Source organism: Klebsiella planticola ATCC 33531 (assembly GCF_000735435.1).
Classification (GTDB): domain Bacteria; phylum Pseudomonadota; class Gammaproteobacteria; order Enterobacterales; family Enterobacteriaceae; genus Klebsiella; species Klebsiella planticola.
The window spans coordinates 52,898-78,858 of record NZ_JMPP01000052.1 but is presented as its reverse complement, the minus strand read 5'-3'; the positions used below and the strand labels follow the sequence as shown (position 1 = coordinate 78,858).

At 56.2% G+C, this 25,961-nt stretch carries 26 protein-coding genes and 1 tRNA gene; 14 read left to right on the top strand and 13 right to left on the bottom strand.

Translation table 11 applies throughout. The annotated features are described in order from the left end of the window. Positions 1–130: 130 nt before the first annotated feature. Positions 131–218, bottom strand: a tRNA-Ser gene (locus GRPL_RS05605). A 268-nt stretch (positions 219–486) separates the two neighbouring features. On the opposite strand from GRPL_RS05605, the gene ghrA reads away from it, so the two are divergent. The 5 genes from ghrA to ymdB all read left to right on the top strand — a co-directional run bounded on the left by ghrA (position 487) and on the right by ymdB (position 4,230). After that, on the top strand, positions 487–1,425 hold the full coding sequence (gene ghrA / locus GRPL_RS05610; protein ID WP_032700315.1) for a glyoxylate/hydroxypyruvate reductase GhrA: 939 nt from the start codon (positions 487–489) through the stop codon (positions 1,423–1,425). A gap of 84 nt (positions 1,426–1,509) precedes the next feature. Then, complete coding sequence (locus tag GRPL_RS05615) at positions 1,510–2,247, top strand: phosphatase (RefSeq protein WP_032688389.1); 738 nt, start codon at positions 1,510–1,512, stop codon at positions 2,245–2,247. A gap of 22 nt (positions 2,248–2,269) precedes the next feature. After that, positions 2,270–2,824: a TorD/DmsD family molecular chaperone gene (locus GRPL_RS05620; RefSeq protein WP_032700314.1), complete on the top strand. Its 555-nt coding sequence runs from the start codon at positions 2,270–2,272 to the stop codon at positions 2,822–2,824. A 102-nt stretch (positions 2,825–2,926) separates the two neighbouring features. Next, positions 2,927–3,421 carry a DUF1097 domain-containing protein gene (locus GRPL_RS05625; protein ID WP_094898267.1) on the top strand — a complete coding sequence of 165 codons (495 nt, stop codon included), beginning with the start codon at positions 2,927–2,929 and terminating at the stop codon, positions 3,419–3,421. A gap of 275 nt (positions 3,422–3,696) precedes the next feature. Further along, on the top strand, positions 3,697–4,230 hold the full coding sequence (gene ymdB, locus GRPL_RS05630; protein ID WP_032688386.1) for an O-acetyl-ADP-ribose deacetylase: 534 nt from the start codon (positions 3,697–3,699) through the stop codon (positions 4,228–4,230). A 57-nt stretch (positions 4,231–4,287) separates the two neighbouring features. On the opposite strand, the gene mdoC is transcribed toward ymdB, so the two are convergent. Beyond that, entirely contained in the window at positions 4,288–5,448 is a 1,161-nt protein-coding gene (gene mdoC, locus GRPL_RS05635) for a glucans biosynthesis protein MdoC (protein WP_032688385.1), read from the bottom strand. A gap of 252 nt (positions 5,449–5,700) precedes the next feature. Here mdoC and mdoG point away from each other — a divergent pair, with 252 nt between their 5' ends. The 3 genes from mdoG (at position 5,701) to GRPL_RS05650 (ending at position 10,069) form a co-directional block, all read left to right on the top strand. Next, positions 5,701–7,254, top strand: a complete 1,554-nt coding sequence (gene mdoG / locus GRPL_RS05640) for a glucans biosynthesis protein MdoG (RefSeq protein WP_004860475.1) — start codon at positions 5,701–5,703, stop codon at positions 7,252–7,254. Beyond that, positions 7,247–9,775 (top strand): glucans biosynthesis glucosyltransferase MdoH, encoded by a 2,529-nt coding sequence (mdoH, locus tag GRPL_RS05645; protein WP_032695729.1) that lies wholly within the window; start codon positions 7,247–7,249, stop codon positions 9,773–9,775. Before mdoG ends, mdoH begins: the two co-directional genes overlap by 8 nt. A 66-nt stretch (positions 9,776–9,841) precedes the next feature. Beyond that, positions 9,842–10,069, top strand: coding sequence for a YceK/YidQ family lipoprotein (locus tag GRPL_RS05650; RefSeq protein ID WP_004860481.1), 228 nt, complete (start codon positions 9,842–9,844; stop codon positions 10,067–10,069). Here the strand turns inward: GRPL_RS05650 and GRPL_RS05655 are convergent, their stop codons facing one another. The 3 genes from GRPL_RS05655 to GRPL_RS05665 all read right to left on the bottom strand — a co-directional run bounded on the left by GRPL_RS05655 (position 10,070) and on the right by GRPL_RS05665 (position 12,873). Continuing rightward, a complete protein-coding gene (locus tag GRPL_RS05655; protein WP_004860482.1) occupies positions 10,070–10,456 on the bottom strand; it encodes a MysB family protein in 387 nt (128 codons plus the stop codon). Positions 10,457–10,548: 92 nt separating this feature from the next. Continuing rightward, entirely contained in the window at positions 10,549–11,799 is a 1,251-nt protein-coding gene (gene mdtG / locus GRPL_RS05660) for a multidrug efflux MFS transporter MdtG (RefSeq protein ID WP_032688383.1), read from the bottom strand. A 153-nt stretch (positions 11,800–11,952) separates the two neighbouring features. Next, positions 11,953–12,873, bottom strand: coding sequence for a Kdo(2)-lipid IV(A) acyltransferase (locus GRPL_RS05665; RefSeq protein ID WP_032700312.1), 921 nt, complete (start codon positions 12,871–12,873; stop codon positions 11,953–11,955). A gap of 210 nt (positions 12,874–13,083) precedes the next feature. Here GRPL_RS05665 and trhO point away from each other — a divergent pair, with 210 nt between their 5' ends. Further along, positions 13,084–14,148: an oxygen-dependent tRNA uridine(34) hydroxylase TrhO gene (trhO, locus tag GRPL_RS05670; RefSeq protein WP_004860488.1), complete on the top strand. Its 1,065-nt coding sequence runs from the start codon at positions 13,084–13,086 to the stop codon at positions 14,146–14,148. Here the strand turns inward: trhO and GRPL_RS27125 are convergent. From GRPL_RS27125 to mdtH, 7 genes are all read right to left on the bottom strand, one after another. Continuing rightward, positions 14,134–14,247 (bottom strand): YceO family protein, encoded by a 114-nt coding sequence (locus GRPL_RS27125; RefSeq protein ID WP_004860490.1) that lies wholly within the window; start codon positions 14,245–14,247, stop codon positions 14,134–14,136. The genes trhO and GRPL_RS27125 overlap by 15 nt on opposite strands. Positions 14,248–14,323: 76 nt before the next feature. Beyond that, a complete protein-coding gene (solA, locus tag GRPL_RS05675) occupies positions 14,324–15,442 on the bottom strand; it encodes an N-methyl-L-tryptophan oxidase (RefSeq protein ID WP_032700310.1) in 1,119 nt (372 codons plus the stop codon). A 125-nt stretch (positions 15,443–15,567) separates the two neighbouring features. Then, positions 15,568–15,822, bottom strand: a complete 255-nt coding sequence (gene bssS, locus GRPL_RS05680; RefSeq protein ID WP_004860493.1) for a biofilm formation regulator BssS — start codon at positions 15,820–15,822, stop codon at positions 15,568–15,570. Between the two features lie 387 nt (positions 15,823–16,209). Beyond that, positions 16,210–16,461: a DNA damage-inducible protein I gene (gene dinI, locus GRPL_RS05685; RefSeq protein WP_032688380.1), complete on the bottom strand. Its 252-nt coding sequence runs from the start codon at positions 16,459–16,461 to the stop codon at positions 16,210–16,212. A 72-nt stretch (positions 16,462–16,533) separates the two neighbouring features. Next, positions 16,534–17,580 carry a dihydroorotase gene (pyrC, locus tag GRPL_RS05690; RefSeq protein ID WP_032688379.1) on the bottom strand — a complete coding sequence of 349 codons (1,047 nt, stop codon included), beginning with the start codon at positions 17,578–17,580 and terminating at the stop codon, positions 16,534–16,536. Between the two features lie 122 nt (positions 17,581–17,702). Further along, positions 17,703–18,263, bottom strand: a complete 561-nt coding sequence (locus GRPL_RS05695; protein ID WP_032688378.1) for a lipoprotein — start codon at positions 18,261–18,263, stop codon at positions 17,703–17,705. A 113-nt stretch (positions 18,264–18,376) separates the two neighbouring features. Further along, positions 18,377–19,585, bottom strand: coding sequence for a multidrug efflux MFS transporter MdtH (gene mdtH, locus GRPL_RS05700; RefSeq protein WP_032688377.1), 1,209 nt, complete (start codon positions 19,583–19,585; stop codon positions 18,377–18,379). 228 nt (positions 19,586–19,813) lie between these two features. Here mdtH and rimJ point away from each other — a divergent pair, with 228 nt between their 5' ends. The 4 genes from rimJ (at position 19,814) to murJ (ending at position 23,629) form a co-directional block, all read left to right on the top strand. Next, on the top strand, positions 19,814–20,398 hold the full coding sequence (rimJ, locus tag GRPL_RS05705) for a ribosomal protein S5-alanine N-acetyltransferase (RefSeq protein ID WP_004860498.1): 585 nt from the start codon (positions 19,814–19,816) through the stop codon (positions 20,396–20,398). Positions 20,399–20,407: 9 nt separating this feature from the next. Then, positions 20,408–21,055: a YceH family protein gene (locus GRPL_RS05710; RefSeq protein ID WP_032688376.1), complete on the top strand. Its 648-nt coding sequence runs from the start codon at positions 20,408–20,410 to the stop codon at positions 21,053–21,055. 2 nt (positions 21,056–21,057) lie between these two features. Further along, complete coding sequence (locus GRPL_RS05715) at positions 21,058–21,981, top strand: Gfo/Idh/MocA family protein (protein ID WP_032700309.1); 924 nt, start codon at positions 21,058–21,060, stop codon at positions 21,979–21,981. Positions 21,982–22,093: 112 nt separating this feature from the next. Continuing rightward, on the top strand, positions 22,094–23,629 hold the full coding sequence (gene murJ / locus GRPL_RS05720) for a murein biosynthesis integral membrane protein MurJ (RefSeq protein ID WP_032688374.1): 1,536 nt from the start codon (positions 22,094–22,096) through the stop codon (positions 23,627–23,629). A gap of 52 nt (positions 23,630–23,681) precedes the next feature. Here murJ and GRPL_RS05725 read toward each other — a convergent pair whose 3' ends face one another. Next, the gene (locus GRPL_RS05725; protein WP_032700307.1) at positions 23,682–24,896 is read right to left on the bottom strand and encodes an MFS transporter; all 1,215 of its coding nucleotides are present in this window, start codon (positions 24,894–24,896) and stop codon (positions 23,682–23,684) included. Positions 24,897–25,005: 109 nt separating this feature from the next. Here GRPL_RS05725 and GRPL_RS05730 point away from each other — a divergent pair, with 109 nt between their 5' ends. Beyond that, positions 25,006–25,941 carry a LysR family transcriptional regulator gene (locus GRPL_RS05730; RefSeq protein ID WP_032688372.1) on the top strand — a complete coding sequence of 312 codons (936 nt, stop codon included), beginning with the start codon at positions 25,006–25,008 and terminating at the stop codon, positions 25,939–25,941. The last annotated feature ends 20 nt before the right edge of the window (positions 25,942–25,961 follow it).

Sequence of the window (25,961 nt, the reverse complement as noted above, 5' to 3'; positions counted from 1 at the left end):
TTCGCTACGCTCTCAGTCTGTCCAGCTGGCTGCGCCAGCTGTCGAACCCCGGTCGGGGATTCTCATCCCCCCTGGTGGTGCAACATGCAAAAAAAAAGCCCGCATTTTCATGCGAGCTCTTCTTTAAATATGGCGGTGAGGGGGGGATTCGAACCCCCGATACGTTGCCGTATACACACTTTCCAGGCGTGCTCCTTCAGCCACTCGGACACCTCACCATATTGTCGCTCCCGTTGTTGCCGGGAACGGGCGCTAATTTAGGGAAATACGTATCTCTCGTCAATCAACTTTTTCAAAAAACAGCGTATTTAGACAAACTTCGCGCAACTTGCTTTTTTAATGCGCGACAATCGTTTTTTTTGTCGCCACCCGCTTTTTATTCGATAGAAAAATGAAATTTGCTATGCTGGCAATCCAATAGAAAACAATAAGTAAAATACGGCGCCAGGGTCAACCTGCAACCCGCGCCCGCGATCAGGAGCCATGATGGACATAATCTTTTATCACCCGACATTTGATACCGCTTACTGGATTGCCGAGCTGGAAAAGCAGCTGCCGGGGGCGCGCGTACGTGAATGGAAATCCGGCGATACTCAGCATGCGGACTATGCGCTGGTCTGGCATCCGCCGGTGGAAATGCTGCAGGGACGGGACTTAAAAGCCGTTTTTGCTCTCGGCGCTGGCGTCGATTCTATTCTGAGTAAACTCCGTGAACACCCGGAAATGCTGCCGATGTCGATTCCACTCTTTCGCCTCGAAGACACCGGAATGGGTCAGCAGATGCAAGAGTATGCGGTGAGTCAGGTGCTGCACTGGTTCCGTCGCTTCGACGATTACCAGGCTTTAAAACAGCAGGCCCGCTGGCAGCCGCTGGAGGACTATCGTCGCGAAGAGTTTACCATCGGGATAATGGGCGCGGGCGTGCTCGGTTCGAAAGTGGCGGAAGCGCTGCAGGTATGGGGGTTTCCACTGCGGAGCTGGAGCCGTAGTCGTAAATCCTGGCCTCAGGTACAAAGCTTTGCCGGTCAGGAGGAGCTGGGCGACTTCCTTGGCGCTACGCGGGTGCTGATCAACCTGCTGCCGAACACGGCGGAAACCGTCGGCATTATTAACCAGAGACTGTTGGCGCAGCTTCCGGATAACAGCTATGTTCTCAATCTGGCACGCGGCGTTCACGTGGTCGAAGCGGATCTGCTGGCGGCACTGAATAGCGGTAAGCTTAAAGGCGCGATGCTGGATGTCTTCAGCCGCGAGCCATTACCGGCGGAAAGCCCGCTGTGGGCGCATCCTCGGGTGGCGATGACGCCACATGTCGCTGCAGTCACGCGTCCGCAGGAAGCGATCGCCTATATTGCCGGCACCATTGGTCGGCTGGAGCGCGGGGAAGCGGTGAACGGGCAGGTCGACCGTCAGCGCGGCTACTAAGAGAAAACCCCGCTGTGGCGGGGTTTTGCTAATCATGCGTCCTGATTCCTGCTATTCTTGCCACAAACAGAGAAGGAGATTGTGATGTATCCTGTTGACCTGCATATGCATACCGTCGCCAGTACCCACGCCTACAGTACCCTGCACGATTATATTGCTGAAGCAAAGCGTAAGGGGATCAAACTTTTCGCCATTACCGACCATGGTCCGGATATGGCCGATGCTCCGCACTACTGGCATTTCGTCAATATGCGCATCTGGCCGCGGATGGTTGACGGCGTCGGTATTTTACGCGGTATTGAAGCCAACATAAAAAATACCCAGGGCGAAATTGACTGCACCGGGCCGATGCTGACCTCACTGGACCTGTTTATTGCGGGCTTCCATGAGCCGGTTTTCCCGCCGCAGGATAAAGCCACCCATACTGAAGCGATGATCGCCACGATGGCGAGCGGCGCGGTACATATTATTAGCCATCCGGGTAATCCGAAATACCCCGTCGATATTCCGGCGATAGCCGCCGCAGCGGCAAAATACCAGGTGGCGCTGGAAATCAACAACTCATCCTTCGTCTCGTCACGTGTGGGCAGCGAAGATAACTGCCGGGCGATTGCCGCCGCCGTACGCGATGCCGGAGGTTGGGTCGCGCTGGGATCGGATTCGCATACCGCATTTACGCTCGGCGAGTTCAAAGAGTGTCGTAAGATCCTCGATGATGTGCACTTCCCCGAAGAGCGGATCCTTAACGTGTCCCCGCGTCGGCTGTTGAATTTCCTTGAGTCTCGCGGGATGCCGGCGATCCCTGAATTTGCCGATCTTTAATATGAATAACTGGAAAAATTGAATGAACGAGTTTTCAATCCTCTGCCGCGTACTGGGCTCTTTGTACTACCGTCAGCCGCAGGATCCGCTGCTGGTGCCGCTGTTTACCCTGATCCGTGAAGGGAAGCTGGCGGCGAGCTGGCCGCTGGAGCAGGATGAGCTGCTGGAACGTCTGCAAAAAAGCTGCGACGTGCAACCGCTGGCCGCCGATTACAATGCGCTGTTTGTCGGTGAAGAGTGCAGCGTTCCTCCTTATCGTAGCGCGTGGGTTGAAGGGGCAAGCGAAGCTGAAGTTCGCGGTTTCTTCAGCGAGCACGGGATCCCGACCGGAGAAGGTCCGGCCGACCACATTGGGTCACTGCTGCTGGCCGCCTCCTGGCTTGAAGATCATCCTACGGAAGAGGAAAGCGAAACGCTGGAAACGCTGTTTGCTGACTACATTCTGCCGTGGTGCGGGGTTTTCCTCGGCAAAGTCGAGGCGCATGCCAGTACCCCTTTCTGGAGGACGATGGCACCTCTGACGCGGGAAGCGCTCTCCGCCATGTGGGATGAACTGCAGGAAGAAGCGGAAGAATAAATGTGATTTTGGTCACGTTTTTGTTGCAATGAAAAGTATGATCTTGCATATAACGTGCTTCATATCTCATTTGGCGGGCGCGTATCTGCTATGATACGCGCCATGAACATACTCCTCGCAATCGCAATAACGACAGGCATTCTCTCCGGAATCTGGGGATGGGTGGCGGTCGCGCTTGGCCTGTTGAGCTGGGCAGGCTTTCTGGGCTGCACGGCCTATTTCGCTTGCCCGCAGGGCGGGCTAAAAGGGTTGCTGATCTCAACTTGTACGGTAATGAGCGGTGTGGTGTGGGCGCTGGTTATTATTTACGGCAGCGCGCTGGCGCCGCATCTTGAAATCCTCGGCTATATGATGACCGGGGGCGTGGCGTTCCTGATGTGTATTCAGGCTCGTCAGCTGCTGCTCTCCTTTGTCCCAGGCACTTTTATTGGCGCCTGCGCCACGTTTGCCGGCGACGGTAACTGGCGGCTGGTCGTACCTTCGCTGGCACTAGGGCTGGTGTTTGGTTACGCGATGAAAAATTGCGGGCTATGGTTGGCCGCGCGTGCGCGGAAAAACAAATCCCCATTAGTGAACGAAACGCCCGACCAGGCATAAGCTGATTTCGCCCGCATAATAAACAGGACCTCAGGTCCTGTTTTTCTTTCTGCCTGTACTGTTCTGGCTGTTCAGACCGGTGGCCCGTCGGCCCGACTCATGGGGGAGCCCCGCGACGAAACCGCAACGTCAAGAGATATTAACCCGCAACATAGCCTTGCTATCCTCCGGACAGGTTATAACCAGCCGCAGCTTCCCGGACTTTCGTCGGGCGGGCTATCGTGCCATATTACCCACTATGCTTTATGTAAAGACGTTTGCCGACAGGAGGCGAAATGACTGTTAAACCTGAGGTTATTCTCGGCGACATCACTACGCTTGACGTCGATGTTATCGTCAATGCCGCCAATCCCTCGCTGCTTGGCGGCGGGGGCGTGGACGGCGCAATCCATCGTGCAGCCGGGCCGGAGCTCCTTGCCGCTTGTCAGGTCGTCCGGCAACAACAAGGCGAGTGCCCTCCTGGTCATGCGGTGATTACTACCGCGGGTCAGCTGCCGGCAAGCGCGGTGATCCATGCCGTCGGGCCCGTCTGGCACGGCGGCGGTCATCAGGAGGCTGAACTGCTTGCTGATGCGTATCGAAACAGCCTGCAGCTGGCGTCGGCGAACAGCTACCGCTCGATTGCCTTCCCGGCCATCAGTACCGGGGTATATGGATATCCTAAGCAGGCGGCGGCGGAAATCGCCGTGCAGACGGTCAGCGCCTTTCTGACGCGTTACAACCCTCTGGAGCGCGTCTGCTTTGTCTGTTTCGATGAGGAGACCGCGGATATTTATCGGCGCTTGCTTGAGCCCCGCCGCGGTGCGTGAAAGTGGGCGCACTCCGACCACCCGCCGCCTGACATCAGCAGGCGAGCGGGCGGGCGATCAGCCTGCGGACACTTGAGTCTTAGCCGCTTTCGGCTGGAATTTCCCCGAAAAGAGAAAGCGTAACAGGGGGATGCGCAGATGGATTTCATACAGCACCAGCGCAATACCGACCACGAAGACTAAGCCAGCAATAAACCCCAGCGCATTGGATTTGATCGCTGGCGCCAGCCATGCGCCATAAAGCAGGGTAAGCGGGTGGTGCACCAGATAAATGAACAGTGAAGCATTAACAAAATAGGTCACCCGCGCCGACTGAAAGTTCAGCAGACGGTGGCCGAGAGAAAAGACCACGTTCACCATCCACAGACCCAGTACCATGGTAATGACCGACTCGGTTTCATACATCCAGCCATCACCGGAACCATATTGCTGATTCAGGCGATAGGCGATAAAGCCTAGCAGCGCGCCGACGAAGCACCATGGCGACGGGGTGGTAAACATCGTTTTTAAGCGCGGATTGATAAATACCTGGGCGCCAAGAATGAAGAAGGGCAGGTAAAACAGGGTCTGCATTACGATGAAATTAAACAGGCCGTTGCTGAGCAAGGGGGCATAAAGGACAAACAGCGAGCGGCGGATCACCGCGTAAAGCACGCCGAGCGCCAGAAAAATCATCGATAGCTGACCTAATGTGACGGTGTCACCAAAGGTTGACGCCTTGCCTGAGCGGCGGCCGGTCAGCCACCGAAACAGCACGACGCCCAGAGACGTCAGCACTACCAGCACCAGTAAAAACCACAGGTGAGAAACCAGTTCCCACGCCAGAGTATTGAATTTGTCGTAACCCGAGAGGGTGTGCCAGTTTTCGGCCTTGCCGTTAACGTACTGCAGCATGATGAACTGCGGCAGCGTCAGCAGAGGGATGGCGGTCAACATAGGAATGCCGACACGCTCAACGCGCACTTTCCACCACTTCTTCAGCGGATAACGTAAAAAAAGCATGTAGGAAAAGTAGCCAGAAATGACAAAGAAGACCTGCATGCGAAAAGCATGGATAAAATCGTTAAACAGCGTCAGCCACCAGGAGGGCTCGAGGCTATTCACATGCCAGCTGTGGCTGGAATAGATCAGTGATATATGAAAAGGGATCCCCAGTAGCATCAGCCAGGCGCGGATGCTATCGAAGAAATATTCACGTTGTACTGGCGTATTATTCATACAATATCACTACATTCTCGGACAATTCGTCTTATCACTCAACGTGATAACGTTTAAATTCTCAACAACCCTACATCAACTCTGGATACCTGTCTCCAGGATAAGTACGTAAAGTACCAATGTGACAGTTAACTGCCTATTACCTGCGCCGCTAAGGTGAACAAAGCAGGGATTATGTTGTCGGATTGCCTGAATTACCATTAAAATAGATCGGATCGATTTAAGCACACAAAGGGGGAAGTGCTTACTTATATGAAACTTAAACCACAGATGATGAAAATGCGCTGGTTAAGCGCAGCCGTAATGTTGTCCCTGTGTACTTCATCTGCATGGGCGTTTAGCATTGATGACGTTGCAAAACAGGCCAAAGCGTTAGCCGGGAAAGGCTATGAAGCGCCGAAGAGCAACCTGCCCTCCGCTTTCCGCGACATGAAATACGCGGACTACCAGCAAATCCAGTTTAATCACGATAAGGCTTACTGGAACAATCAGAAAACCCCATTCAAACTAGAGTTTTATCATCAGGGCATGTACTTCGACACGCCGGTCACCATTAACGAAGTGACGGCAAGCAGCGTGCGTAAGATTAAATATAATCCGGATTACTTTAATTTTGGCAGCGTCCAGCATGATAAAGATACGGTGAAAGACCTGGGCTTCGCCGGTTTCAAAGTACTGTACCCGATCAACAGCAAAGATAAGAACGACGAAATCGTCAGCATGCTCGGCGCCAGCTACTTCCGTGTTCTGGGCCAGGGCCAGGTGTACGGGCTTTCCGCGCGCGGCCTGGCTATCGATACCGCGCTGCCTTCCGGCGAAGAATTCCCTCGTTTTCGTGAGTTCTGGATTGAGCATCCAAAAGCCACGGACAAGCGTTTGACTATTTATGCACTGCTTGACTCCCCACGTGCGACCGGCGCCTATCGTTTTGTGATTATGCCGGGCCGCGATACCGTCGTTGATGTGCAGTCTAAAGTGTACCTGCGTGACAAAGTCGGCAAGCTAGGCGTTGCGCCGCTGACCAGCATGTTCCTGTTCGGGCCGAATCAACCCTCTCCGGCGACCAACTATCGTCCGGCGCTGCATGATTCTAACGGCCTGTCGATTCTTGCCGGTAACGGCGAGTGGATCTGGCGTCCGCTGAACAATCCGAAGCATCTGGCCGTCAGCAGCTATGCGATGGAAAATCCGCAGGGCTTTGGCCTGCTGCAGCGCGGCCGTCAGTTCTCGCGCTTTGAGGACCTCGACGACCGTTACGATCTGCGCCCGAGCGCCTGGATCACTCCGAAAGGCGACTGGGGTAAAGGGAAAATCGAACTGGTTGAAATCCCGACCAATGACGAAACCAACGACAACATCGTGACTTACTGGACGCCGGATCAGCTGCCGGAACCGGGTAAGGAGATGAACTTCAAATACTCGATTACCTTCAGCCGCGATGAAGACAAACTGCACGCGCCGGATAACGCCTATGTGATGCAGACCCGCCGTTCTACCGGTGATGTGAAGCAGTCGAACCTGATTCGTCAGCCGGATGGCACCATTGCCTTTATCGTTGACTTCACCGGCGCTGAAATGAAAAAAATGCCGTCAGATACGCCGGTAACGGCGCAGGCGAGCATCGGTGATAACGCGGAAATTGTTGAGAATACCGTGCGTTATAACCCAGTCACCAAGGGCTGGCGTATGGTTCTGCGTGTGAAGGTGAAAGATCCGAAGAAAACCACGGAAATGCGCGCTGCGCTGGTCAATGCTGACCAGACGCTGAGTGAAACCTGGAGCTATCAGCTGCCTGCCAATGAATAAGATAACCAAGTACATTGACGCGTTGCCGCTGTCTGAGGCTGAAAAAGCCGCGCTGCCTGATACCAGCCTGCAGGCGGTACATGAAGCGCTGGACGCCGATCATCATGCTTTTGTTCGTGAAGACGATTCCCCACTGGGTTCCGTGAAATCCCGACTGGAACATAGCTGGCCAGACTCCCTGGCCGGTAACCAGCTGATAAAAGATGATGAAGGGCGTACTCAGCTCAACGCAATGCCGAAAGCAAAACGCTCCTCAATGTTCCCGGACCCGTGGCGCACCAACCCGGTTGGGCGTTTCTGGGATCGGTTACGCGGACGTGATGTCACCCCGCGCTATCTTTCTCGCCTGACCAAAGAAGAGCAGGAGAGCGAGCAGAAGTGGCGTACCGTCGGGACCATCCGTCGTTACATCCTGCTGCTGCTGACGCTGGCGCAGACCGTTGTCGCAACCTGGTACATGAAAACCATCCTGCCGTATCAGGGATGGGCGCTCATCAACCCGGCTGACATGGTCGGGCAGAATCTGTGGATTTCCTTCATGCAGCTGCTGCCTTACATGCTGCAAACCGGGATCCTGATCCTTTTCGCGGTCCTTTTCTGTTGGGTTTCGGCCGGTTTCTGGACCGCGCTGATGGGCTTCCTGCAGCTGCTGATGGGGCGCGATAAATACAGTATTTCCGCCTCAACCGTCGGCGATGAACCGCTTAACCCGCAACACCGTACGGCGCTGATCATGCCGATCTGCAACGAAGACGTCGATCGCGTATTCGCTGGCCTGCGTGCCACCTGGGAGTCGGTGAAGGCGACAGGGCAACAGCAGCACTTCGACGTGTATATCCTGAGTGACAGCTACAACCCGGATATCTGCGTTGCCGAGCAGAAAGCGTGGATGGAGCTGATTGCGGAAGTGCAGGGCGAGGGGCAGATTTTCTATCGTCGTCGTCGTCGTCGCGTGAAGCGTAAGAGTGGTAACATCGATGACTTCTGCCGTCGCTGGGGCAGCCAGTATAGCTATATGGTGGTGCTGGATGCTGACTCGGTGATGACCGGTGAATGTCTGACCGGGCTGGTGCGTCTGATGGAAGCGAACCCGAATGCCGGGATCATCCAGTCCTCGCCGCGCGCCTCTGGTATGGATACCCTGTATGCCCGTTGCCAGCAGTTTGCGACCCGCGTTTACGGTCCGCTGTTCACCGCCGGCCTGCACTTCTGGCAGCTTGGCGAATCCCACTACTGGGGCCACAACGCCATTATTCGCGTGAAGCCGTTTATCGAGCACTGCGCGCTGGCGCCGCTGCCGGGAGAAGGTTCATTTGCCGGGTCGATTCTGTCGCACGACTTCGTGGAAGCGGCGCTGATGCGTCGTGCCGGCTGGGGGGTGTGGATTGCCTACGATCTGCCGGGCTCTTATGAAGAACTGCCGCCGAACCTGCTGGACGAACTGAAGCGTGACCGCCGCTGGTGCCACGGTAACCTGATGAACTTCCGTCTGTTCCTGGTCAAAGGCATGCACCCGGTGCACCGTGCGGTGTTCCTGACCGGCGTCATGTCCTACCTGTCGGCGCCGCTGTGGTTCATGTTCCTCGCCCTGTCGACCGCGCTACAGGTTGTACATGCGCTGACTGAGCCACAGTATTTCCTGCAGCCGCGGCAGCTGTTCCCGGTATGGCCGCAGTGGCGTCCGGAGCTGGCGATTGCGCTGTTCGCCTCGACAATGGTGCTGCTGTTCCTGCCGAAATTGCTGAGTATTATTCTGGTGTGGTGCAAAGGTTCAAAAGAGTACGGCGGCTTTATTCGCGTCACGCTCTCTTTGCTGCTGGAAGTCCTCTTCTCGGTACTGCTGGCGCCGGTGCGCATGCTGTTCCACACCGTGTTTGTGGTCAGCGCGTTCCTCGGTTGGGAAGTGGTGTGGAACTCTCCGCAGCGTGATGATGACTCCACCCCATGGGGTGAAGCCTTTATGCGCCATGGTTCGCAGCTGCTGCTGGGGCTGGTGTGGGCGGTCGGGATGGCGTGGCTGGATCTGCGTTTCCTGTTCTGGCTGGCGCCGATTGTCTTCTCGCTGATCCTGTCGCCGTTCGTGTCGGTGATTTCCAGTCGGGCTACCGTGGGCCTGCGTACCAAACGCTGGAAGCTGTTCCTGATCCCGGAAGAGTATTCCCCGCCGCAGGTGCTGAAGGATACCGACGCGTATCTGACCCTGAACCGTCAGCGTTCCCTTGACGATGGGTTTATGCACGCCGTGTTTAACCCGTCCTTCAACGCGCTGGCGACGGCAATGGCGACGGCACGTCACCGCCACGGTCAAATTCTGGATATCGCCCGCGAACGTCACGTTGAACAGGCGCTGAACGAGACGCCCGACAAACTCAATCGCGACCGTCGTCTGGTGCTGTTGAGCGACCCGGTCACCCTGTCACGTTTGCACTATCGCGTGTGGGCCGCGCCGGAGAAATACTCTTCGTGGGTGAGCGCCTATCAGCAGGTGACGCTCAACCCGCTGGCGTTGAAAACGAAATAAGCGGTATGTGAAGGAAAATACCGGCAATATTGCCGGTATTTTTTTATCTGAGAATTGAGGTAGCAGATGAGAATTTTACTGGTTATCGCCATGGCGCTGCTGCTCAGCGGCTGCGGCAGTATTATTAGCCGCACGGTGCCGGGGCAGGGGCATGGGAATCAGTATTACCCCGGCGTGCAGTGGGATGTGCGCGATTCGTCATGGCGATACATCACCATTCTCGATCTGCCTTTTTCGCTGGTGTTCGATACGTTGCTGTTGCCGCTTGATGCCAGCCACGGTCCGTATAACTAATCAGCGTTCATCCCACTCATCGGCGGCAGTCTGACCCTCTTCGGTATCCAGAGAGGGTTCCAGCTGAAATTCTCCTTCGTCCCACTCATGCAGCGTATTCTCTTCCAGCCACTCCTGACGCAGCTCTATCTCGTCATAATCACCGTCAAAAACGCTTTGTGCCGCTTCGCCGCTTAACATCGGCAGGCATTCGCCTTCTTCATCTTCGTCGGCAAAAAATTCGGCCTGCCAGGCGATATCGCCATCCTGCAGAACGTACTTTTGGATATTCAACTGCTCAACGTTGGCACTCTCCTCGTCGCTATCCGGATTATTGACCAGGAACTCTTCGCGGGCCGCATCGATAGCTTCTTCGAGCGTGGCATAGAAAATCGAATCCTTTGGCATAGATAACCCCCTAAGAAGAATGAAAAATGGACACGATTCAATCTATAGAAGGCGGCGAGCGTTGCGTCAAGGGGAAGGCGACGCTGTTGAACTTAATTTACCGAACGGCCGCCCGAGTCCGCGTTCTGCGCGCGTTCATCAGCGGAAGGGCGTCGCAAGCTAAGGGTGGAATAGATAACGTTGAACAGAACGACTGCCGCGGTGACAAAAAAGACCGCCCGGAAACCATAGCTGGCAGACACCGATGCGCCGATCAATGGGCCGGTGACGTTGCCGATATCGCGAAATGACTGGTTATAGCTAAAAATGCGCCCGGCCACCTGGCTGGTTGAGTTGTACACCAGCAGCGTCTGGACGGCCGGCAGCAGCGCGCCGTCGGCGGCACCCAGCAGAAAACGTAAAATAGCCAGCTGCAGCGGGGTCTGGACGAACGACATCGGAATCAGCAGCAGAACGGAGACCATCAGCGCGACGATAAGGATTTTTTCCGGCCCGATACGATCCCCGAGCTTACCGAGGCGCGGGGCGCTGATCAGCGCCGCCACGCCCGGGACTGAAGCAATCATTCCGCTGATAAAGGCGATATTCCCGACGTCTCCGGCCAGGTCTCGTACGTAGAGGGTCAGAATCGGGGCGATTGAGCCGGTGGCGACCTGAATAATCATCGTGGTGACAAACAGACTCAAGACCAGCTTTGGGCTTTTCAGGGACGAAAAGACATCCCGGGCATTAAGCATCTCTTTCTTCGCGACCGGGACGAACTGCTCGCGGATGAAAAACAGCGTCAGGATAAAACAGACGAGCAGGACGCTGGCGGTGAGAAAGAAGACGGTGCGCAGTCCCCAGTGGTCGGCAAGAAAGCCGCCCGCCAGCGGGCCAAGGAGCGCGCCGCTCACGGCTCCGGTGGAGAGCGTGCCCAGCGCCCAGCCGCTCTTCTGGCGAGGAATCTGGGTGGCGATCAGGGCATTCGCATTGGGAATAAACCCCCCCAACAGCCCCAGCAAGGCCCGTAGTATCAGAAACTGCCAGATGTTTTGCGCCAGCCCCATCAACATCATGACGATAGCCATCCCCAGCGCGGAGCGCAGCAGCATAATTTTGCGCCCTTTGCGATCGGCCAGACCGCCCCAGAAAGGAGAGGCAACGGCGGAGAACAAGAAGGTAATGCTGAATACCAGTCCTGACCACATATTCAGGGCGCTGTGGCCCGTCACGCCAAGCTGCTCGACGTAAAGCGGGAGAAAGGGCATGACCAGGCTAAAGGCGGCGCCGGTCAAAAAACAGCCGAGCCAGGTGACGGTGAGATTTCGTTTCCAGTTAATCGGACTATCTGCAGACGACATAGGCTTCCATGGGCCTGCGATGCAGGACAAAAAAAGAAAAGGTGAGCCTGCTAATTATGCGCCTGAGTAACGATCATCGCAATGGTGGAGAGCGCTTAAAGCTAAAGCGGAAAGGTGCCTCCGGCCAGCATCGGGCTGCCGGAGGAAGCACACTTAATAGCGCGAAGGTACGCCGGGCGGGCGGGTCTTAAAGCGGCGGTGCAGCCACATATATTGCTCCGGCGCCATCAGGATGCATTTCTCGACGATGCGGTTCATCCAGGCAGCGGTCGTTTCCGCATCATCAAGCGGCGGATCGCACTCCGGCGGCAGAATAATCAGCTCATAACCTTTACCGTCGGGTTTACGTCGCGGAACGAACGGAACAATGCAGGCTTTCGACATCTTTGCCAGCATCCAGGTCCCCGACGTCGTTGCCGCCTGGTCGACGGCAAAGAGCGGCACGAATACGCTGGCGGCCGGGCCGTAGTCGTGGTCCGGCGCATACCAGATCACTTCGCCTTTTTTCAGCGCGCGAATCATCCCTTTCAGATCTTTACGGTCGATCATATCTTTATTCGAACGCAGCCGGCCCCAGGTTTGCAGCCAGTCAATGACCGGGTTGTCATTCGGACGGTAGACGCCGATGCCGGGTTCGTTGATGCCAAACATCCGCGCCCCCATTTCCAGCGTCAGGAAGTGGATGCCGATCAGCAGAATGCCGCGCTGTTGCGCCTGAACTTCCCGGATATGCTCGACGCCGATGGAGTCGGTCCAGCGCGCAATACGCCGGGTCGGCCAGAACCAGGCCATCCCGGTCTCCATTAAACCCATTCCCACCGATTCGAAGTTTTGCACCACCATCTGATGGCGCTCTTCTTCGCTTTTGTCCGGGAAGCAAAGTTCCAGGTTACGGTAAGCGATTTTGGCGCGGCGTTTCATAAAGCGCATTGCCAGGCGGCCAATCGCATTGCCAAGGCGGTAAATCAGCGGATAGGGAAGCTGAACAACCAGCCACAGCAGGCCAATACCTAGCCAAAGCAGCCAGTAACGCGGATGCAGCAGCGCCGCGGAAAATTTAGGTAAATGGGTCATCTCATACCTGTTTAAATAAGCAACTCATTCTATTATCGCATTTTTTCATGCTTCAGCCAAAACGGCGGTCCCAGTTGGCATTTATTGTTAAACGTGAACCAACGGGAGTGAAATGAATGTAGCGCAAAATGTGGGGATGTAAATTAACGTCGTTTGCTATATGATGCCGGCCGTTTATTTACCTCATTTCCTATGTCGAGCAGGTACACCATGCCAGTGTTACATAACCGCATTTCAAATGAGACGTTAAAAGCGCAGATGTTAGCTGAGAGCGAACCGCGTACAACGATCTCGTTTTATAAATATTTCACCATCGTGGATCCAAAAGCCACGCGCGATGCATTGTGGATTGCCCTGACCAAATTAAACGTGTTTGGTCGTATCTATCTGGCCCACGAAGGGATCAATGCACAAATCAGCGTGCCAGAAAGTCAGGTCGACGCGCTACGCGAGTTTCTCTACGCCTTCGACCCGGCGCTGGATGGCCTGCGGATGAACATTGCGCTGGACGATGACGGAAAATCCTTCTGGGTGCTACGCCTGAAAGTCCGCGATCGTATCGTAGCGGATGGGATCGATGATCCGACGTTTGATGCCTCAGACGTTGGTGATTATCTGAAAGCGGCTGAAGTGAATGCGATGCTGGACGATCCCGATGCGGTGTTTATCGATATGCGTAACCACTACGAATATGAAGTGGGTCATTTTGAGCAGGCGCTGGAAATCCCGGCGGACACGTTCCGCGATCAGCTGCCGAAAGCGGTCGAGATGATGCAGGAACATAAAGATAAAAAAATCGTTATGTACTGCACCGGCGGTATTCGTTGTGAAAAAGCCAGCGCCTGGATGAAGCACAACGGCTTTAGTAAGGTCTGGCACATTGAGGGCGGGATTATTGAATATGCCCGTCGTGCGCGCGAACAGGGGCTGCCGGTACGCTTTATCGGTAAGAACTTTGTCTTTGACGAGCGGATGGGGGAGCGGATTTCCGACGACGTGATTGCCCACTGCCATCAGTGCGGCACCCCGTGTGATAGCCATACTAACTGCCTGAATGACGGCTGCCATCTGCTGTTTATCCAGTGCCCGAGCTGCGCCGAGAAGTTTGCCGGCTGCTGTAGCGAGGCGTGCATGGAAGAGCATAAGCTGCCGGAAGAGGAGCAGCGTCAGCTGCGCGCCGGACGAGAAAACGGCAATAAGATCTTCAACAAATCTCGCGGCCGCCTGAACACGAAGCTGGGGATCCCGGACCCTGAGACCTCAGAAAAACCATAACCAGATAAGATCAACGATCGCCAGCAGCAGCCACAGTGCGAGATAAATCATAAAGTGCTCGCGGACGTTGTTGACCAGTAAATCGTACAGGCGACGCATAAACTCTCTCTGTGATGAACGGCCTCCTCTGAGGCCGTTTTTTATTGCGCAAATCAGGACCGCGCGCAGCGGCCAACTATCGCTGAAAGCGTGCCAGCGAGAACGGGGTCAGGTCGAAGGCTGGCGTCTCTCCCAGGGCAAACTGCGTGGCAATTTCTCCCAGCACCGGGGCGAATTTGAAACCATGGCCGCTTAATCCGCTAATCAGCAACGTATCAGGATGGCCGGGAAGGGTGTCGATAATAAAGTCTTCATCCGCCGTATTATCGTAGGTACAGGAGGCGCCATGCAGGCAGCCGCCGATACCGGGCAGAACGTTACGCAGGAAGCTGAACGACTCGGAGCCGTCGGTGGCCACCGCGCCAAACGGCGTGCGTTCTTCCGGCGCGGAGATCAGCTGCCCGCCGTTGTGCTTACCGATCTTCAGTTCATTGTCTTCCGCCGGGAAACCATAGAACTGATCGCCGTTCGGCAGCTCACCGGTAAATGCCGGGAAGTGGTTTTTAGTGCTGTAACGTCCATCAGCCTGGAACCAGGCGAAGATTTTGCGCACCGGCTGGACTGGCAGGTCGGGCAACAGACGCGTTACCCACGTACCGGCGCTGACCAGCAGTTTCTTGCCGCTGTAGCTGCCATCGGCGGTGTCGATTGTCACGCCATCCGGGTGATGGTGTATGGCGGTAACCGGGCAATTAAACAGCTGAGCGCAGCCCGCCTCGCGCGCGAGGCGTATCCAGGTTTCGATGGCCAGCTCGCTGCGTAAAACCCCTGATGCCGGTTCGAATAGGCCACGATAATCTTCCGGTACGCGAATCTCAGGCCAGCGGGCCATGATAGCTGGGGCATCCATCTCTTCAACATCCAGCTGAAACTGTCGGGCGCTGTGCGCAACGTTGCTGAGAAACGTCGAGTTTGCCGGGCCGAGGTTAATCACCCCGGTGCGTTCGAAGACGGCCTCGCCGCTGAGGGTAGCAAGCTCATCCCACAGCGTCTGCGCACGCAGCACCAGCGGGACATATCTCTCTCCTTCACCGTAGGCGTGACGGATAAGGCGCGTATTGCCGTGATGGCTGCCTTCCTGATGCGGAGGCGTGTGCGCGTCGGTCATCAGCACGTTGAGTCCAGCCCGGCGGGCATAATAGCCGGCAGCGGCACCAGTGGAGCCGCTGCCGATAATGATGAGGTCGTATTGCATGGTCTGTTCCGGTTTTTTGCTTTATTAGCAGGGTAATTAACAACCTGCATATATACAAGCCCGAAAATAAATCAGGCACCCGCAGGTGCCTGTTGAGTTAGCATATATCGATCGCGGCATAATCATTAATGCCTGCGGTACTCGTTTGCCTGGTATTCACCTGATTCTATCTTCGCAATACCTGCTTCCAGGATAGAAATAAATTGACGTGCGACTTCCGTCGTTAGCCATAGCGTCTGGCCAATTTCAGCTTCGTTACTGCTTTCTTGAGTGGGGTTTTGGTAGTGCAGGCGCAACATCATTGCATCGTAGCTATCAACGGTGCTGATGTCCCATCCGACGAGGGGATGGGTCTGGATGACTTCATTATTCTTTTCCATCATAACCCCTTATTCATATGTTAAAAGACAACAATTCTCGAGGTTTAATGCATATTTTTTGAAGCAAGTTAATTATATCAGGTGTTAAGAATAAACTCGAGAAATTAAATTAAACAGGGCGAACTTTCATCTGTTTGGTGCTTTTTTGCACAAACTTAGTGCCGCGCATCGTTATTTTTAAAGGAAATAATGAGGAGAAAGAAGAAAAGTCTGAGACTGACACGGGGATAAAAAAGCCGGGGCGACCCGGCAAAAAAAAGCACAATGAGGGAGCAAATTAAATTTGCTGTACCCGACGCGATGTTCCGGCGGCTTTTGCTTCAGACTGGCCTGCTCTGTTTGTTCAGAGTCAGCGCCACTCTGCTGCGGTATGCCGCCAGAGAGGCGTCAGGATACGTCATGGTCAAACCAGTCATCAGCGCTTTCCCAGGTTTCTTGCAGGATTTCGCTTATCCGGTCTTTATCTTCTTTCAGGCCGCCAATGACGGACAAATTGTTACTGGCGGCAAAGCGTACGGTTACCTGGCTTGGATAAGCCGGGAACTGCTGTTCAATGCGTCGGGAGAGTTCGTTATTTAGCGCTTCTAAGGCGCCGTTCGGTAAGGCTGTGGATTTGGCGATAGACACTTCGATGCGCATAATTGCCCCCTGTGTAATATACTGTTTATTTATACAGTATCTGATTTACCTTTACAACAAGGGGCAGTGCTTTTATTTCTTCATCGTCCAGCGCAGGGTTTCACCGGCAAGGAAAGGCACCAGGGTATCGTCCGGTAGGGCGATGCTGTCAACGACGGTGCTCTCTTCGCGCACCAGCTCAACAAAGGTGTCATTCACCGGCAGGCCGTAGAAGCGCGGGCCGTTGAGTGAACAAAACGCTTCGAGGTGCTGCAGGGCATTCATCTCTTCAAATACCGTGGCATAGCTGCTCAGCGCGGTCGGCGCGTTAAAGCAACCGGCGCATCCGCAGCTGGCCTCTTTACGATGGCGGGCGTGCGGAGCGGAGTCGGTTCCCAGAAACGCGCGGCTAAAGCCGCTGGCAACCAGCTCACGCAGCGCCTGCTGGTGGATATTACGCTTCAGAATCGGCAGACAGTAAAGATGGGGGCGCACGCCGCCAACCAGCATGTGATTACGGTTAAACATCAGGTGCTGAGGAGTAATGGTCGCGGCCAGCAGTTCGTTACCGTCGCGTACGTATTCGGCGGCATCCTTCGTGGTGATATGTTCGAATACCACTTTCAGGCCAGGTAAACGCTGGCGCAACGGCTCCATTACCGTTTCGATAAAGCGCGCTTCGCGATCGAAGATGTCAATCTCGGCGTGGGTGACTTCACCGTGAACCAGCAGCGGCATGCCCAGTTTTTCCATGCGCTCCAGCACCGGCATGATGGCATCGATGCTGGTGACGCCGTGGCTGGAGTTGGTGGTGGCATTGGCCGGGTAGAGTTTTGCCGCCGTGAATACGCCAGCGTGGAATCCACGCTCCAGCTCTGCCGGGTCGAGCGTATCGGTCAGGTAGCAGGTCATCAACGGCGTAAAATCGTGCCCGGCGGGAACGGCGTCGAGGATACGCTGGCGATAAGCTATCGCCGCTTCAACGGTGGTGACAGGCGGCACCAGATTCGGCATCACGATCGCCCGGCCATAAAACTCACTGGTGTAAGGCACGACGGTCTTCAGCATATCGTCATCGCGCAGATGGATATGCCAGTCGTCAGGGCGGCGGATTTTCAATACCTGGGATTGTGCTGTCATGGAAAGCTCCGGCTAATAGGGTCAGTCATCAGGGCTGTTTTTGCCGGGCACTAAGGATAAGCGTAAACGTTTTCCTTTGCATCAATTTCCGTAAAAAAACGGGCGCCGCAGCGCCCGTCGTATTAATTGGTGAACGGGATGATAATTTCGCCCGGTTTCACCTCGATGCCTTTCGCGTATTTTTTCGCCAGCGCTTCGCCGGTGCTGGCGTCTTCGCGCAGGACGTAGGCCGGCTGCTGGTTAAAATAGCTACGCAGAGACTGATTCAGGTAGGGAATCAGGGTCTGCACGACGGATTGCAGCTTCTCAGGTGACACTTTCGCCTCTACGACCTCCATCTCCTGCAGGAAGATCGCGCCTTTCTCTTTATTAAAGACCGGCAGCGCCTTGAGCTTCAGATCGATGGTGGCTTTCTGGTTGCCGAATAACGAGTTCAGATCCAGGTTGGCAATGCCGCTCAGCGTCACTTTATTCGGCTCTTCACGGCCAATCGCGCTGGTCAGATCGTGTAACTCAATATGTGCATCCGCCACGCCCGGCAGGCCGATATCTTTGGCGAAATGGTTACGTTTCTGCAGCGCCTGGTTAATTTCCTGCTCGCTAACTGAATACTGCGTAAGCTGGTTACAGCCGCTCAGAAGGCCGCTGACAATGAGCGCGGCCACGATAAACATCTTTTTCATTAGATTCCTTAACGGTCATGCCAGGACTTATCCTGACATAAAGCAGTATGGCCTGCCAGCATTCGACGCACTAGCGGAAAATGCTGAAAACAGGCCTTACGTTAAACCTCAGGTCAGGTACGTGGCTCCAGCATGCCGGATGTCGACCGCTTCTGGCTGAACTGCCACCACAGGGCAAGGAAGGTAAACAGGCCGATAATACCCAGCATCAGCCACGGTAGTTCGGGCTGATTCAGCGCTTTACCCGCATCAAACAACCATCCGCCGCCGGCATAGCCAAACGCGCCGCCAAAGGCCAGCCCCAGCCGGCTGAAGCCCATATAGCTGCCGCGCGCCCGGGCATCGGCTAAAGAGGCTCCCAGCGTTTCCCGCGCCGGTTCCGCAACGATCGATCCAATATAGAAGATACAAATCAGGGTAAACAGCTGCTGTAAATTGCTGGTCAAGCCGATGGGCAGCATGGCGATGGTCATCACCAGTAACCCGGCCATCAGCCGATGCTCCAGGCGAAAGCGCTGTTCGCTCCAGCGGGCAATGGGGTAGAGCAGGGTTAACGATATAGCGGCTTCAATGGCATACATCCATTTTACCGCGGTTGGTGAACCGGCGATGTCGTTAACCATTATGGGCAGCATGAGCATCACCTGGACAGCCAGCATGTAGTAGCCGGTGAGCGTCAGAACGTAGGTGACAAAGCGCTTATCGCGCAGCACCCGACCCAGACCTTCCCGAACCGGCGTTTTCACGGTGGAAAGCTTCCACGCCGGGAGATACCAGGCGTTGAACGCGGCGCAGGCGACAAACAACGCCGCGCCCACGCTACAAACAAGACGGAAGTCATATTGCAGCAACCAGCTGCCGAGCAGGGCGCCGATCACCGCCCCGGCGCTGTCCTGCATCATCAGAATCGAAAAGAACCGCCCGCGCTGATGCGGGCGCACCAGCTTGACCACCAGCGCGGCGCGCGGCGGATCGAACAGGGTGCCGCCGAGCCCGGAGAGAATGCAGGAGAGCCACAGCACCCACGGTTCATGGGCCACGGCCATCGCCGCGAAACCGCCCGCGCGCATGAGCATGCCGGTGACGATCATCGGCTTGGCGCCAAAGCGATCGGCGACCGCGCCGCCAAAAATGCCTAATCCTTGCTGCACCAACTGGCGCAGGCCGAGCGCAATCCCGACCATCAGCGCCGCCCAGCCCATCTGGTCAACAAAGCGAATAGAAATCAGCGGGAAGACGACAAAAAAGCCCAAAACCACCAGCATGTTGTCGACCAACAGGAAATATTTACCCAGGCTCCTTGCCTGCGATACGCGGGACATTTCCCCTCCAGGGAAAATAAAGAGTTACCCGGATAGTGTGCGGGGAAGATGCTGACTTTCCCAGCATCCTTGCGACAATATTTTTTTATCAAAATGCAAGATCGATTGAGTCTATTCATCGAAAAAGGGAGATGGTGCAGAAAATGGTATGTTGCTGTTTTCACACAACCGTTCAGGACAGGTATAGTGAAGGGAGCAGGTAATCAGTCAGGGGAACAGGAGAAGGGAATGTTTGGCTATCGCAGTAACGTACCGAAGGTGCGTTTGACGACGGACAGGCTGGTGGTGCGGCTGGTATACGATCGTGACGCCTGGCGTCTGGCCGATTATTACGCGGAGAATAAAGGGTTCTTAAAACCCTGGGAGCCAGTGCGCGACGACAGCCACTGCTACCCCTCTGGCTGGCAGGCGCGGTTATCGATGATTTCCGAGTTTCATAAGCAGGGCTCGGCATTCTATTTTGCGCTGCTCGATCCGGAAGAGAAAGAGATTATCGGCGTGGCAAATTTTTCCAATGTGGTCCGCGGGTCGTTTCATGCCTGCTACCTTGGCTATTCCATTGGCGAGAAGTGGCAAGGCCAGGGGCTGATGTTTGAGGCCCTGACCGCGGCAATTCGCTATATGCAGCGCACGCAGCATATCCATCGCATCATGGCCAACTACATGCCGCATAATCAACGAAGCGGCGATTTACTCGCTCGTCTTGGCTTTGAAAAAGAGGGGTACGCCAAAAATTATCTGCTGATTGACGGGCAGTGGCGTGACCATGTACTGACGGCGTTGACGACACCGGACTGGACTCCGGGTCGCTGAGGAGAGAGCATGAAATATCAGTTAACCGCACACGAAGCGCGCGTCATCGGGTGTTTGCTGGAAAAACAGGTTACCACGCCTGAGCAGTATCCGCTGTCGGTCAATGCGGTGGTGACCGCCTGCAATCAGAAAACTAACCGTGAGCCGGTGATGTCGCTCAGCGAAAGTGATATTCAGGATCTGCTGGATACCCTGGTCAAACGCCATTACCTGCGTACCGTCAGCGGTTTCGGCAATCGGGTAACCAAATACGAACAGCGCTTTTGTAATTCCGAATTTGGCGATTTGAAGCTGTCTTCGGCGGAAGTGGCGGTTGTGACAACGCTGCTGCTGCGCGGCGCGCAGACCCCGGGCGAGTTGCGCAGCCGGGCGCAGCGAATGCATGATTTTAGCGATATGGCGGAAGTGGAGAGCGTGCTGGAAACGCTGGCAACCCGGGATGACGGGCCTTTCGTCGCGCGTCTGCCGCGCGAGCCCGGGAAGCGAGAATCCCGCTATATGCACCTGTTCTGCGATGATATGGACTCGCTTATTACCGCCGTTGAGGCCGTCTCGCCGCCGGCCGATGATCTTCTCGCGCGGGTTGAGGCGCTGGAAGGCGAAGTCGCGGAACTGAAAGAACGGCTGGCCTCGCTGCTGGCTCACCTGGGAGATTAATCGTGACCGCGAAATTACGCATTGGCGTGGTGGGGTTAGGGGGCATTGCGCAGAAGGCCTGGCTGCCGGTGCTGGGTGCCGCAGACGGTTGGACGCTGCAGGCGGCCTGGTCGCCGGGTAAAGAGAAAGCGCTGCGTATCTGTGAGGGCTGGCGCATTCCCTATGCCGACTCGCTGGAGCAGCTGGCGGCGCAGTGCGATGCGGTCTTTGTGCATACTTCAACGGCCTCGCATTTTGAGGTGGTCAGCCGCCTGTTGAATGCCGGGGTGCATGTGTGCGTGGATAAACCGCTGGCCGACAAGCTGAATGAGGCAGAGTCGCTGGTCGAACTGGCGGCGCGCCGCAAGCTCACGCTGATGGTCGGTTTTAACCGTCGCTTTGCGCCGCTGTATCGTGAACTCAAAACGCAGATGGGCAGCGCCGCATCGCTGCGCATGGATAAACATCGCAGCGACAGCGTCGGCCACGATCTGCGTTTTACGTTGCTGGATGATTATCTGCATGTGGTGGATACTGCGCTGTGGCTGGCGGGCGGTACCGCGCGCCTGAGCGGCGGCTCGCTGCAAACCACGTCCCAGGGCGAAATGCTCTATGCCGAACACCACTTCAGCACGCCTCAACTGGAGGTCACCACCAGTATGCACCGGCGTGCCGGTAGTCAGCGGGAGTGGGTGCAGGCCGTAACTGACGGCGGACTGTACGCCGTCTGCGATATGCGCGAATGGCAGGAAGAGCGCGGTCAGGGGGTGATTATGCGCCCGGTTCCGGGCTGGCAAACCACGCTGGAGCAACGCGGGTTTGTCGGCTGCGCGCGCCACTTCATCGAATGCGTGCAAAATCAGACGGTTCCGGAAACTGCGGGTGAACAGGCGCTGTTGGCCCAACGGGTGGTCGAAAAACTCTGGCGCGAGGCAATGAGTGAATAATTGGTTGTAACATCTGGGAGTAGTAATTCATGACGAACCCGGTAGACTATCGCCACTTTCCAGCGCCCGCAATCGCGGGCGTTTTACTTCAGGGTTGTGGAATAACACGTTAATGAACCTTTTAAAATCACTGGCAGCAGTCAGTTCGATGACCATGTTTTCACGCGTTCTGGGGTTTGCGCGTGATGCTATCGTCGCCCGAATTTTTGGCGCAGGGATGGCGACGGACGCCTTTTTCGTCGCGTTTAAATTACCGAATTTGCTGCGTCGTATCTTCGCTGAAGGGGCCTTCTCTCAGGCATTTGTACCCATTCTTGCCGAATATAAAAGCAAGCAGGGCGAAGATGCGACCCGCGTGTTTGTGGCCTATGTCTCTGGCCTGCTGACGCTGGTTCTGGCGGTCGTTACCGTTCTTGGAATGCTGGCGGCGCCCTGGGTGATTACCGTCACTGCGCCCGGTTTTGCCGACAGCCCGGATAAATTTACCCTGACCACCCAGCTGCTGCGCATCACCTTTCCTTATATTCTGCTGATTTCACTGGCGTCGTTAGCCGGGGCGATTCTCAACACCTGGAACCGTTTTTCCGTTCCCGCCTTCGCCCCGACGTTCCTCAACGTCAGTATGATCGGTTTTGCTCTGTTTGCCGCGCCCTATTTCCACCCACCAATGCTGGCGATGGCGTGGGCGGTCACCGTCGGCGGCGTGCTGCAACTGGCCTATCAACTGCCGCATCTGAAAAAGATTGGCATGCTGGTTCTGCCGCGCATTAACCTGAAAGATGCCGGCGCAATGCGGGTGGTCAAACAGATGGGGCCGGCGATCCTCGGCGTCTCTGTTAGCCAGATTTCATTGATTATCAACACTATCTTTGCCTCGTTCCTGGTGTCCGGTTCGGTGTCGTGGATGTATTACGCGGATCGCCTGATGGAGTTTCCGTCCGGGGTCCTTGGCGTGGCGCTGGGGACTATTCTGCTGCCATCGCTGTCAAAAAGCTTTGCCAGCGGTAATCATGATGAGTACTGTCGCCTGATGGACTGGGGGCTGCGTCTGTGTTTCCTGCTGGCGTTGCCCAGCGCCGTGGCGCTGGGGATCCTGGCGAAGCCGCTCACCGTTGCGCTGTTCCAGTATGGGAAATTCAGCGCGTTTGATGCGGCGATGACCCAGCGCGCGCTGGTGGCTTACTCCGTCGGACTGATGGGACTGATTGTCGTTAAGGTACTGGCACCGGGCTTTTATTCGCGGCAGGACATTAAAACGCCGGTAAAAATCGCGATCGTTACGCTGATTATGACCCAGGTGATGAACCTGATCTTTATTGGCCCGCTGAAGCATGCCGGGCTGTCGCTGTCTATCGGCCTGGCGGCCTGCCTTAACGCCGGTCTGTTGTACTGGCAGTTGCGTAAGCAAAAGATCTTTACTCCGCAGCCTGGATGGTTCTCCTTCCTGCTGCGCCTGGTGGTTGCGGTGCTGGTGATGTCGGCGGCGCTGTTGGGCATGATGTATATCATGCCGGAGTGGTCGCAGGGCTCGATGCCGTTCCGTCTGCTGCGCCTGATGGCGGTGGTGGCGGCGGGCGTGGTGGCCTATTTTGCCACCTTAATGGTGCTGGGCTTCCGGGTTAAAGAGTTTGCCCGACGTACGGCCTGACGCCATACGCCGGATTGAAAGAGACCCGTTCCGCATTGCGGAGCGGGTTTTTTTATCGCACTGCGCGCGCTATGGATGCCAGACGGGCGCTTTCCCGCAGACGAATCACGAGCGCAATCGCGCCGGTAACTACGGCCAGGACAACGACGCCGTTCCAGCCGGCGACCACGTATAGTCGGCTGCCGAGTACTGAGCCGAGCGCCATACCAATAAACACGCCGGTGAACAGCAGGGCGTTCAGGCGACCGCGAGCCTGCGGCTCGAGGCTGTAAACCAGATTCTGATGCGCGACCAGGCTGGACTGCAGACCGAGATCGAAGCCGATCGCCGAAAGGCCGATCAGCAGCAGCTGACCATGTGGCGGCAGTAGCGGCATCAGGAACATCAGGGCGAAAGAAAGGGTAACCAGTCCGGCCCCTAGCTGAGTGACCCTTCCCGCGCCATATTTATCGGCCAGTCCACCCGCCAGCGGGGCGGCAAGGGCCCCGGCCGCACCGGCGATGCCGAATCCCCCGGCCACGGCGCTACCCATCTGATAATGTGCGAGCAGCATCACCGCTAGCGTTGACCAGAAGGCGCTGAAGGCGATGGATAAAAAGCCCTGGGCCAGTGCCGCGCGTCGCAGCGCAGGGTAGCGTTGCCACAGGTGCGCCATCGATTTCATCAGCTGCGGATAGCTTAGCGTTGAGTGAATCGCAAAGCGGGGCAGAATACGCCACATCAGCAGGCCGATGAGAGCGATACTCAGAGCTGCCGCCTGATACATCACCCGCCAACCGAACAGCGCCCCGACCAGTCCGCTGACGGTCCGCGAGAGCAGAATTCCCAGCAGCAGACCGGTCATCACCGTCCCGACCATTTTCCCCTGCTTACCCGCCGGGGCCAGAATCGCTGCTGCCGGAACAATATCCTGCGCCATCGTCGCGGCCATCCCGATCAATAAGCTGACCACCAGCAGTGAAGTGAGCTGGTCCGTCAGGCTACACAGCAGCAGCAGGACCGCCAGCGCCGCGCTTTTCAGTAGAATCAACGTCCGCCGGTCGTGGCGATCGCCGAGCGGCAGCAGAAACAGAATGCCCAGCGCGTAGCCGGCCTGGGTCAGGGTCGGGACGAGGCCCATCCCTTCAACGCTCAGGTGCAGGTTGGCGCCCATCAGCGGGAGCAGGGGCTGGGCGTAATAAATAGAGGCAACGCTAAAACCAGCGCCAAGAGCGAGTATAAAAATAATCCAGCCTGCCTCGCGGGAGGATAGTGGAGTCGGGGTCATGATGAAGTCCTCGTAGATGAGATGGCGCTATTCTTCCCCGAATGCCGCTGGCGCGGTAGATAGCGTGGTGGTAAAACGGTTATACGTTTAACGTATAGAGAAAGTGATAATGAAGAGGCAGGAGCGTATAGACCGCATTGAACTGATGCGGACCTTTATTCGAATTGTCGAGGCCGGTTCACTCTCTTCGGCGGCACGGCAGCTGGATACCACTCAGGCGACGGTCAGCCGCCGTCTGCAGTCGCTGGAGAGCATGCTCGGTAATCGACTGATCCTGCGTACAACGCATGCCATGAAGCTCACCGATGATGGTGAACGCTGTTATCAGCACGCGCGTCAGGTGGTGGATGCGTGGCTGGCGCTGGAGGACGAGATGAGTATTGCTGACGATCGGCCGGTAGGGGTACTGCGCGTGCGTGCGCCTCATGCCTTTGGTCAGCAGCAGCTGCTGGGGCCGCTGGTCAGTTTTCTGCAACGCTATCCGCAGCTGGCGGTGGAGTGGATGCTCAATGACAAAACCGTCGATTTTCTCAGTGACAATATCGATTGCGCGATTCGGGTGGGCGCTGAAGTTGACCCGGCCACGGTGTCGGTGCTGCTGGCCGAAGTTCCGCGTAGTCTGGTGGTTGCCCCACAGCTGTTGTCACGCTATCCGGCATTAGCGATGCCTGAGGATCTGTCGCGGCTGCCGTGGGTGGCCATCAGTACCTTTTATCAACATGAAGTGGAGTTGCAGCATCAGGAGGATAGCCGGGAGATATCGTTTGGTATTGTGCCCTGTCTGAGCACCGATAGCGTGTATGTGGCCCGTAATACGGCGCTGGCGGGGCTGGGGGTTGCTATCGTGTCGAGTTGGGCTGTGACGGAGGATATCGCCGCCGGTCGGTTGGTTGAGCTATTTCCGCAGTGGCGGGCCTCTTCGCTGCCGGTCCACCTGGTCTATCCGTGGGCGCGTTATTACCCGACCCGGCTACGAAAGTTTCTCGACCTGATGCGCGAAGTGATGCCGCAGGTTGCCGGGATGCAGCGTCCGGAGGGGGAATAAAAAACCGGCCAGAGGCCGGT

Bases quoted from the DNA above. Each gene is read 5' to 3' on its own strand.
- GRPL_RS05695 (WP_032688378.1), bottom strand. From the start codon at position 18,263: ATGAAAAAGATGTTTATCGTGGCCGCGCTCATTGTCAGCGGCCTTCTG.
- GRPL_RS05725 (WP_032700307.1), bottom strand. From the start codon at position 24,896: ATGACCCCGACTCCACTATCCTCCCGCGAGGCAGGCTGGATTATTTTT.
- mdoC (WP_032688385.1), bottom strand. From the start codon at position 5,448: ATGAATAATACGCCAGTACAACGTGAATATTTCTTCGATAGCATCCGC.
- GRPL_RS05625 (WP_094898267.1), top strand. From the start codon at position 2,927: ATGAACATACTCCTCGCAATCGCAATAACGACAGGCATTCTCTCCGGA.
- GRPL_RS05650 (WP_004860481.1), top strand. From the start codon at position 9,842: ATGAGAATTTTACTGGTTATCGCCATGGCGCTGCTGCTCAGCGGCTGC.
- GRPL_RS05665 (WP_032700312.1), bottom strand. From the start codon at position 12,873: ATGACCCATTTACCTAAATTTTCCGCGGCGCTGCTGCATCCGCGTTAC.
- mdtH (WP_032688377.1), bottom strand. From the start codon at position 19,585: ATGTCCCGCGTATCGCAGGCAAGGAGCCTGGGTAAATATTTCCTGTTG.
- GRPL_RS05710 (WP_032688376.1), top strand. From the start codon at position 20,408: ATGAAATATCAGTTAACCGCACACGAAGCGCGCGTCATCGGGTGTTTG.
- mdoH (WP_032695729.1), top strand. From the start codon at position 7,247: ATGAATAAGATAACCAAGTACATTGACGCGTTGCCGCTGTCTGAGGCT.
- GRPL_RS05620 (WP_032700314.1), top strand. From the start codon at position 2,270: ATGAACGAGTTTTCAATCCTCTGCCGCGTACTGGGCTCTTTGTACTAC.
- ymdB (WP_032688386.1), top strand. From the start codon at position 3,697: ATGACTGTTAAACCTGAGGTTATTCTCGGCGACATCACTACGCTTGAC.
- pyrC (WP_032688379.1), bottom strand. From the start codon at position 17,580: ATGACAGCACAATCCCAGGTATTGAAAATCCGCCGCCCTGACGACTGG.
- murJ (WP_032688374.1), top strand. From the start codon at position 22,094: ATGAACCTTTTAAAATCACTGGCAGCAGTCAGTTCGATGACCATGTTT.
- ghrA (WP_032700315.1), top strand. From the start codon at position 487: ATGGACATAATCTTTTATCACCCGACATTTGATACCGCTTACTGGATT.
- rimJ (WP_004860498.1), top strand. From the start codon at position 19,814: ATGTTTGGCTATCGCAGTAACGTACCGAAGGTGCGTTTGACGACGGAC.
- GRPL_RS05615 (WP_032688389.1), top strand. From the start codon at position 1,510: ATGTATCCTGTTGACCTGCATATGCATACCGTCGCCAGTACCCACGCC.
- solA (WP_032700310.1), bottom strand. From the start codon at position 15,442: ATGCAATACGACCTCATCATTATCGGCAGCGGCTCCACTGGTGCCGCT.
- trhO (WP_004860488.1), top strand. From the start codon at position 13,084: ATGCCAGTGTTACATAACCGCATTTCAAATGAGACGTTAAAAGCGCAG.
- GRPL_RS05730 (WP_032688372.1), top strand. From the start codon at position 25,006: ATGAAGAGGCAGGAGCGTATAGACCGCATTGAACTGATGCGGACCTTT.
- mdoG (WP_004860475.1), top strand. From the start codon at position 5,701: ATGAAACTTAAACCACAGATGATGAAAATGCGCTGGTTAAGCGCAGCC.
- dinI (WP_032688380.1), bottom strand. From the start codon at position 16,461: ATGCGCATCGAAGTGTCTATCGCCAAATCCACAGCCTTACCGAACGGC.
- GRPL_RS05655 (WP_004860482.1), bottom strand. From the start codon at position 10,456: ATGCCAAAGGATTCGATTTTCTATGCCACGCTCGAAGAAGCTATCGAT.
- bssS (WP_004860493.1), bottom strand. From the start codon at position 15,822: ATGGAAAAGAATAATGAAGTCATCCAGACCCATCCCCTCGTCGGATGG.
- GRPL_RS27125 (WP_004860490.1), bottom strand. From the start codon at position 14,247: ATGCGTCGCCTGTACGATTTACTGGTCAACAACGTCCGCGAGCACTTT.
- mdtG (WP_032688383.1), bottom strand. From the start codon at position 11,799: ATGTCGTCTGCAGATAGTCCGATTAACTGGAAACGAAATCTCACCGTC.